This window comes from Altererythrobacter sp. (assembly GCF_050299635.1).
Classification (GTDB): domain Bacteria; phylum Pseudomonadota; class Alphaproteobacteria; order Sphingomonadales; family Sphingomonadaceae; genus Erythrobacter.
The window spans coordinates 96,582-104,651 of sequence record NZ_JBNKWF010000010.1 but is presented as its reverse complement, the minus strand read 5'-3'; the positions used below and the strand labels follow the sequence as shown (position 1 = coordinate 104,651).

General features: G+C 63.1%; 9 protein-coding genes. 5 read left to right on the top strand and 4 right to left on the bottom strand.

Annotated elements, in window-relative coordinates; genetic code table 11:
* Positions 1–295, top strand: a 295-nt coding sequence (locus ACQY6C_RS07535) for a hypothetical protein (RefSeq protein ID WP_427966982.1), incomplete at its 5' end; no start/stop codon positions are given.
* Between the two features lie 31 nt (positions 296–326).
* Here ACQY6C_RS07535 and ACQY6C_RS07530 read toward each other — a convergent pair.
* A complete protein-coding gene (locus ACQY6C_RS07530) occupies positions 327–1,229 on the bottom strand; it encodes a tyrosine recombinase XerC (RefSeq protein WP_427966979.1) in 903 nt (300 codons plus the stop codon).
* Positions 1,226–2,377: a radical SAM family heme chaperone HemW gene (hemW, locus tag ACQY6C_RS07525; RefSeq protein ID WP_427966976.1), complete on the bottom strand. Its 1,152-nt coding sequence runs from the start codon at positions 2,375–2,377 to the stop codon at positions 1,226–1,228. The genes ACQY6C_RS07530 and hemW overlap by 4 nt, the downstream gene beginning before the upstream one ends.
* A 180-nt stretch (positions 2,378–2,557) precedes the next feature.
* Between hemW and ACQY6C_RS07520 the strand changes: the two genes are divergently transcribed.
* Positions 2,558–3,112, top strand: coding sequence for a CAP family protein (locus ACQY6C_RS07520; protein WP_427966973.1), 555 nt, complete (start codon positions 2,558–2,560; stop codon positions 3,110–3,112).
* Positions 3,113–3,121: 9 nt separating this feature from the next.
* On the opposite strand, the gene rdgB is transcribed toward ACQY6C_RS07520, so the two are convergent.
* Together rdgB and rph are read right to left on the bottom strand one after the other, a co-directional pair.
* Positions 3,122–3,751, bottom strand: a complete 630-nt coding sequence (gene rdgB, locus ACQY6C_RS07515; protein WP_427966970.1) for an RdgB/HAM1 family non-canonical purine NTP pyrophosphatase — start codon at positions 3,749–3,751, stop codon at positions 3,122–3,124.
* Positions 3,748–4,464 (bottom strand): ribonuclease PH, encoded by a 717-nt coding sequence (gene rph, locus ACQY6C_RS07510; RefSeq protein ID WP_427966967.1) that lies wholly within the window; start codon positions 4,462–4,464, stop codon positions 3,748–3,750. Before rph ends, rdgB begins: the two co-directional genes overlap by 4 nt.
* A gap of 155 nt (positions 4,465–4,619) precedes the next feature.
* Between rph and hrcA the strand changes: the two genes are divergently transcribed.
* Genes hrcA through ACQY6C_RS07495 form a run of 3 tightly spaced genes read left to right on the top strand, consistent with a single transcriptional unit; the run spans position 4,620 to position 8,033 of the window.
* Positions 4,620–5,663 carry a heat-inducible transcriptional repressor HrcA gene (gene hrcA, locus ACQY6C_RS07505; protein ID WP_427966964.1) on the top strand — a complete coding sequence of 348 codons (1,044 nt, stop codon included), beginning with the start codon at positions 4,620–4,622 and terminating at the stop codon, positions 5,661–5,663.
* Positions 5,664–5,680: 17 nt separating this feature from the next.
* Positions 5,681–6,268, top strand: coding sequence for a nucleotide exchange factor GrpE (locus ACQY6C_RS07500; protein WP_427966961.1), 588 nt, complete (start codon positions 5,681–5,683; stop codon positions 6,266–6,268).
* A gap of 13 nt (positions 6,269–6,281) precedes the next feature.
* Positions 6,282–8,033, top strand: coding sequence for a DUF885 domain-containing protein (locus ACQY6C_RS07495; protein ID WP_427966959.1), 1,752 nt, complete (start codon positions 6,282–6,284; stop codon positions 8,031–8,033).
* The last annotated feature ends 37 nt before the right edge of the window (positions 8,034–8,070 follow it).

The window sequence follows — 8,070 nt, the reverse complement described above, 5'->3', positions numbered from 1 at the left end:
TGTCGGTCAAGTGCGAGCATTCGGACGAACATTCAGTATCTACGCAAACCGCTACAAACTCAAACCGGTCTGTCCTGAATGCGCTATCCATGGTGGGCAGCGCATCATATTCATGGAGCGCGGCCACTATTTGGGACAATACAGGGCAGACTTCTCGGATGTGAGCATCAGAGATGGCCGCTTATTCCTGCAGGCTCATTTGCCTCATTCTAAACCTATTGAAGTAAAGTTCACAGCGAAGGGGCCACCCCAGCAGCAACGGGACGGTGACGAAGTGCTCCAGTTCTTTCGGTAACCGAATTCCGCTAGCCACCCAATAGCGGAAATTACCCTTTCTTCGCCCTGGGATGCGCGCTGCGATAATTCTCCAGCATCGTGGCGGCATCGACCTTGGTATAGATCTGGGTCGAGCCGAGCGAGGCATGGCCGAGCAGTTCCTGCAAGCTGCGCAGGTCCGCGCCCGCTCCCAGCAGATGCGTCGCGAAGGAATGGCGCAGAGCATGCGGGGTTGCGCTGTCGGGCAGGCCCAGCGCCTTGCGCGCGCTTGCCACCGCCTGTTGCACCATGCCGGGATTGAGCACGCCGCCCTTGGCTCCGCGAAAGATCGGCTCGTCGGGCCTGATCGGCCAAGGGCACCGCGCGGCGTAATCCGCCACCGCTTCGCGCACCACCGGCAGGACGGGGACGACGCGCTGCTTGTTGCCCTTGCCGGTCACGACCAGCGTTTCGCCCAGTGGTAAATCCGCTCCCTTGATCGAAAGCGCTTCGGCAATGCGCAGGCCTGAACCATAGAGCAGCAGCAGCACCGCGCGGTCGCGCGCGCCAATCCAGGCGGCGCTTGCGGCATCCGCCACCTCGTCTGCCAGGCCCTGCACATCGTCGGGTGTGATCGGGCGGGGGAGCGGTTTCTTGAGGCGCGGGCCGCGTAGGCGTGGGGCAGAGGCATCCTCTTCTCCCGCCATGGTCCGGGCGAAAGCTATAAAGCCCTTGAGCGCGGAAAGCTCGCGCGCGGCGCTGGCATTGTTCAATCCCTCGGCGCGGCGGCGGGCAAGCTGGGCGCGCAATTCGCGGCTGTCGAGCCGGGCGAGGGCGGGCCAGCCGGCGTCAGGGTGTTCATCGAGCAGGCGCGCGGCGGCGGCGGTGTAGGCACGTACGGTATGTGGGCTGCGGCGGCGCGATTGCGAAAGATGGTCGCGCCAGGCTTCGAGCAGGTCGGCGCGTTCGCTCATGCTTCCACCAGAGTGTCGGCGACAAGCTCGCCCAGCAGTGCATCGAGCAGTGGCATCCCGGCGGGCGTCACCCCGATTTGGCCGCCGCGCTGCCAAACGAGGCCAAGATCGCGATAGAGTGCCAGCTTGCTCGGATCGAGCAATTGGTCGCGCGCAATTCCAAATCGCTGTTCGAGCGTTGCCAGATCGATTCCCTCGACCAGCCGCAGGCCCATCAGCAGGGCTTCGGCGGCTTGCTCTTGCGACGTGAGGTCTCGCGCTGACTGGATGCCATTGCCCGAGCTTTCAGTGCTGTTGAGGTAGTTCTCTGGCTTCTTGTGCCGTTCTGTCGCGACATTGCTGCGGCGGCCATGCGCGCCGGGGCCAATCCCGCAATAATCGCCATAGCGCCAATAGGTCAGGTTGTGGCGGCTCTCCTCGCCGGGGCGAGCGTGGTTGCTGGTTTCATAGGCGGGCAGGCCGGCGGCGGATGTAAGCTGCTGAGTTAGCGTGTAAAGATCGCCTGCCGGATCGTCGTCCAGAGGGGTAAAGCGCCCTTGTCGCACGTCGGTGGCGAAGCGGGTGCTGGGCTCGATCGTGAGCTGGTAGAGCGAGAGATGCCCGGTGCCGAAACTCAGCGCGCGCGTGAGTTCGCTCTCCCAGGCTTCGGGCGTCTGGCCGGGGCGGGCATAGATCAGGTCGAAGCTGACGCGGCTGAATACGGACTGCGCAATTTCGAGCGCGGCAAGCCCTTCATCCACCGAATGCAGCCTTCCCAGGAACTGCAAGATATCATCTTCAAGCGATTGAAGTCCCAGAGAAACCCGGTTCACTCCCACATCTGCCAAAGCCGCGAAATTTCCTGCTTCGACGGAAGAGGGATTGGCCTCAAGCGTGATCTCGATATTGGGCGCGAATCCCCACAGCCGCTCGGCTTCTTGCAGTAGAGCTCCCACCAGCGCAGGGGGCATCAGCGAGGGCGTTCCTCCACCGAAAAAGACGCTTTCCAGCGTCTCGCCCCCGGCAATTTCAGCCTCGTGCCGCATGTCCGCGATCAGCGCGGACTGCCAGCGAGCATGGTCCACTTCGCCCCGGACATGCGAATTGAAATCGCAATAGGGGCACTTTCTGAGGCAGAAGGGCCAGTGGATGTAGAGTGCGCGTGCCACGGCGTTCTACCTATTCGGCGGCGGCACTTTTGCCAATGAACGAAGCGACGCTGTGGATTGCGGTGCACAATCGGGCGTTTCGGCACGAGAGATGCCCGTCCCGTCCCAAATCTCTGCTTGCGGGGTGGTTAACCACGCATTTTGAAGCAATGTTATGTCTGCAAACCAAAACTCCGGGCCATGACTTCGGGTCGCACTTATCTTTGTCTCGCTGCGCTAGGGGTAATCGCCACTCTGCCGATTGCCCCTTCGCGTGGGGATGCCCGGACCGACCAGCCGCATAATCGCTTCGCCATCGAACTGCTCGATGCTCACAATAATGAGCGCGACAATTTTGGCGTGCCGCGGCTTGCCTGGAGTCAGAAACTGGCGCGCGAGGCGCAAGGCTGGGCCAATGTGCTCGCGCGCGAGGGGCGGATGCGCCACGCCCCGCAAATGGAGCGCAACAACGCGGGCGAGAACCTGTGGATGGGGCGGGCGGGCGCCTATTCCGCCAGCTTCATGGTGGGGGCTTTCGCGGCGGAGAAGCGCGACTTCAAGCCTGGAACTTTTCCGCATATCTCGCGCACTGGCAACTGGCGCGACGTTGGCCATTTCACGCAGGTCGTATGGCAGGGTACGCGCGAAGTGGGATGCGCTGTTGCTCGCAATGCGCGCGACGATTTTCTCGTCTGCCGCTATTGGCCGGCGGGCAATACCTACGGGCAGGAAATCCGCCGTCTGGCTGCACGCTAGGCCGGTGTTTCAGCTTCCGAACTGATCGGCAACCAGCTTTGCGAAGGCATCGGAGCGGTGGCTGATGCGGTGTTTTTCGACAGGGTCGATTTCGGCAAAGGTCTGCTCACGGCCTTGCGGTACAAAGACCGGATCGTAGCCGAAGCCCAGCGTGCCGCGCGGCGGCCAGGTGAGCGATCCGGGGCACAGCCCTTCGTAAACGGCATATTCTCCGTCAGGCCAGGATAGCGCCAGCACGCAATGGAAGGCGGCGCTGCGATCGGTATCGGGGCCGATCTGCTGTAGCATTCCCTCGACCTTGCCCATCGCCATATACCAGTCGCGCCCCGGCTCGCCTTCGAACCATTGGCGTTCGGCCCAATCGGCGGTGTAGACGCCCGGGCGGCCGTCCAGAGCATCGACCGAAAGCCCGCTGTCATCCGCGAGCGCCACCATGCCCGAAGCCTCCGCCGCCGCGCGCGCCTTGATCAGCGCATTCTCGACGAAGGTCTTGCCCGTCTCGGCCGGTTCGGGAAGCCCGAGCGACCCGGCCGAGAGGCACTTGATGCCGTAAGGTTCCAGCAGCGCCGAAATCTCTTTCAGCTTGCCCGCATTATGCGTCGCGATGACGAGCGATCCGGAACCGAGGCGGCGTGTCATCCTGCTACGGCCTCATCCTGTGTCTTGAAGATTTGCGCGCAGCCGATCTGGGCCAGGCGCAGCAATCGCAGCAGGCCTTCCTCGTCATAGGTCGCGCCTTCCGCCGTGGCCTGCGCTTCGGCGATCCGGCCGCCTTCGATCAGGACGAAATTGGCGTCTGCATCGGCATTGCTGTCTTCGGCATAGTCGAGGTCGAGCACTGGCTGCCCGTTGTAGATGCCGCAGGAAATGGCCGCCACCTTGGCTTCGATCGGATCGTCCTTGATCGCGCCCGATTTCATCAGCTCATTGACCGCCAGCCTCAGCGCCACCCAGGCGCCAGAGATAGAGGCTGTGCGCGTCCCGCCATCGGCCTGGAGCACGTCGCAATCGAGCGTGATCTGCCGTTCGCCGAGCTTCTTCATATCGACAACGGCACGCAGGCTCCGCCCGATCAGCCGCTGGATTTCCTGCGTGCGGCCCGACTGCTTGCCCTTGGCCGCCTCGCGGCTACCGCGCGTGTGCGTGGCCCGCGGGAGCATCGAGTATTCGCCCGTTACCCAGCCTTCGCCCTTGCCACGCAACCACGGCGGAATGCGTTCTTCGACGCTGGCGGTGCACAGCACGCGCGTTTCGCCAAAGCTGATGAGGCAGCTCCCCTCCGCATGTTTGGTGAAGCCGGTTTCGATGGTGATTGCGCGCATCTCGTCGGGCGCGCGGCCGGAAGGTCGCATAAAAAACTCCAGGTTTACCCTTTGTCCGCTCGCGCTGAGCCTGTCGAAGGGCCGAATTTCGTTCGTTGGGCCGCGCTAGAAGATAAAGCGGTGCTTCGACAAGCTCAGCACGAACTGAAATTGGAATATCCGAAAAATTTTCCTACGTGGAGATTATGCCCACACCGCCCATATCCGAACTGACCGACCGCGCGAGGGAGATTTTCCGCCTCGTGGTGGAGGGCTATCTCGATAGCGGGCAGCCGGTCGGCTCCAAGTCGCTGGCGCAGGACAGCGGGATCAATCTCTCGCCTGCCTCGATCCGGTCGGTGCTGGCGGACCTCGAACAGCTCGGGCTGCTGGCCGCGCCCCACACCAGCGCGGGCCGGATGCCGACCGAGTCGGGCCTGCGTATCTTCGTCGACGGGATGATGCGCGTGGCAGAGCCGACCGCTCAGGAACGCGCCCAGATCGAACAGCGCCTGTCGGAACCCGGCCCGATCGAAGCGGCGCTGGAAGCGACTAGCGCTATCCTGTCCGACATATCGGGTGCTGCGGGCATGGTGATGGTGCCCACGCGCGAGCATCGCCTCGCCCAGTTCAGCCTGGTCAATCTGGGGCAGGGCAGGGCACTCGCCGTGCTGGTGGGCGAAGACGGCGCAGTGGAGAATCGCGTGGTCGAGCTGGGCGGGGCAATTTCGCCCAGCGTGCTCGAACAGGCGAGCAATTATATCACTGCGCGGCTGGCGGGCCGCACGCTCGCCGAGGCCGCCAAGGCGATGCAGGCCGAGATCGCTGCCGGGAAATCGCAGCTCGATTCGGCAAGCGCCGACCTGGTCCAGCGCGGGCTGGCGGTGTGGAGCGAGGATGCAGCCAGACGCCCGGTGCTGATCGTGCGCGGGCAGGCAAACCTGCTCGACGATGCGGCGCTGGGCGATATCGAGCGCGTCCGCTCGCTGCTCGACGATCTCGAGAACAAGCAATCGGTTGCCGAATTGCTCGAAAGCGCGCGCGAAGCGGAAGCGACGCGAATCTTCATCGGCAGCGAGAACCGGCTGTTTGCGCTCTCCGGCTCCTCCGTCATCGCTTCGCCCTATCGCGACCGCGAGGGAAGAGTGGTCGGCGTGCTGGGCGTAATCGGCCCGACGCGGTTGAATTACGCGCGGGTCGTCCCCATGGTGGATTTGACCGCCCGTTCATTGGGCAAGCTCATCGGATAGCTTTGGAAAACTACGACATGATTGAGAATGAAAAGCCGCAGGACGAAGCGGTGGAAAAGGAACTGGACGGCGTGCCCGAGGAATTCCTCGAAAGGAGCGATGAAGAGATCGCGGAGGACGACACCAGCAGCCTCGACACCGCGCTGGACCGGCTGCGCGACGATCTCGAAGCGGCCAAGCAGGAAGTGCTCTATGCCAAGGCGGAAACACAGAATGTGCGCCGCCGGCTGGAGAAGGACATGCAGGATGCGCGCGCCTATGCCGCAACCGGCTTTGCCCGCGATATCCTGAGCGTGGCGGACAATCTTTCGCGCGCGCTCGAGCATGTGCCGGAGGAGCTACGCGAAGGCGACAAGGCCAAGCGCTTTATCGAAGGCATCGAAGCGACCCAGCGCGAAGTGGAAAAGGTATTCGGCCAGCACGGCATTACGCGCATTGCCGCGGTCGGCCTGCCGCTCGATCCCAACCAGCATCAGGCAATGATGGAAATTCCGTCGGATGAGCATGAGCCGGGCACGGTGGTGCAGGAAATGCAAAGCGGCTGGATGATAAAGGACCGGTTGCTGCGTCCAGCCATGGTCGGCGTCGCCAAGAAACCTGATTGATAGCGGGGGGCGCATGAGGTCTGCACTTCTCGGAGCGGCGGGCCTTGTGCTGACCGCGATCGTCTCGCCGCTCCATGCCGAGGATGGTGCGGACGATCGCCTCGCCGCGCTGGCAGACGAGTATTACGCCTATCAGGTTGGTGAATATAACCAGGTCGAGGAGCCTGACGGCAGCACCGAGCCGGGCGACCGCTTGTGGTCGGTGACGCCGGAAGCCTATCGTGCGCGGGCGGATTACGCGAAGGCAATGCTGGCCAGGGTCGAGGCCCTGGACGCGGCCTCGCTGTCGGATTCGTCCAAGGTCGATGCGGCGGTCTTGCGAACGCTGCTTCAGGAAGAGATCGGCGACATTCAATTCCGCGAATGGGAAATGCCGTTCGATTCGGATAACAATTTCTGGAGCTATCTTGCCGGGCGTAGCGCTTTCCAGACGGTCGAAGAGTACGAGCGCTACATCGGCCGGATGCGCGACATCCCGCGCTATTTCGCCGAAGAGACCGCCAATGCCCGCGCTGGGCTGAAGCGCGGATTTTCCGTTCCGCGGGTGACGCTTGAGGGCCGCGACGCCTCACTCGCGGCCTATGTCACCGGCAAGGCGGAGGACAGTCCGTTCTGGATGCCCTTCGCGGACATGCCCGAGCGGTTTTCCAAAGAGGACAAGGAGCGGCTGACGCGCGAAGGGCGTGCAGCAATCAATGAAGCGGTGACGCCCGCCTATCGTAAATTCCTTGCCTTCTTCCGTGACGAATATCTGCCCAATACGCGCCGGACGCTGGCGGCGGAGGCGATGCCGGACGGCAAGGCCTACTATCAGCAGCAGATCAGGCAATACACGACGCTCGAGCTGACAGCGGAGCAGATCCACCAGATCGGGCTCGATGAAGTCGCGCGGATCACTGCCGAGATGGAGAAGGTCAAGGCGGAAGCCGGTTTTGACGGCACGCTCAAGGAGTTCGTCCACTTCCTGCGCACTGATCCGCAATTCGTGGCGAAGACGCCAGACGAGTTGATGGGCGTTTCGGCCTATGTCGCAAAGCGCGTCGATGGTGTGATCGCGGACTATTTCGGCTTCCTGCCACGCCACCGCTTCACCATACGCCCCGTCGATCCGGCGATCGCGCCTTTCTACACCGCAGGGCGCGGCGGGCTCGATGCCTGCCAGATCAACACTTACGACCTGCCATCGCGCCCGATCTACAATATCCCCGCGCTGACGCTGCACGAATGCATTCCGGGCCACAGCTTCCAGATGGGTGTCGGGCTCGAACAGCCGGAGGCGAGCAAATTCCGTCGTCAGACCTACTTCAGCGGCTTCGGCGAGGGCTGGGGGCTCTACACCGAATATCTAGGCAATGAGATGGGGATCTATCGCACACCCTATGAGCGTTTCGGACAGCTCAGCTACGAGATGTGGCGAGCGGTGCGGCTGGTGATCGATACAGGCATCCATCACTATGGCTGGAGCCGCGAGCGGGCGGTGGACTATCTCGCATCGCGCACGGCCCTATCCGAGCACGAGGTCAATACCGAGGTTGACCGCTACATCAGCTGGCCGGGGCAGGCGCTTGCCTACAAGTTGGGCGAAATGACCTTGCGGCGCGTGCGCGCCAAGGCTGAGAAGGCGCTGGGCGAGAAGTTCGATATCCGCAGGTTCCACGATGTGGTTCTGTCGCTTGGATCCGTCCCGCTGTCGGTGCTTGAGGAGCGGATTGACGCATTCATCGCGGATGGCGGGCAGGGGCTCGAGGGCGTGAAATACGAGTGAAGCTGGTGCGGGCGCGCGCCGGCCACGCGCGCCCTTT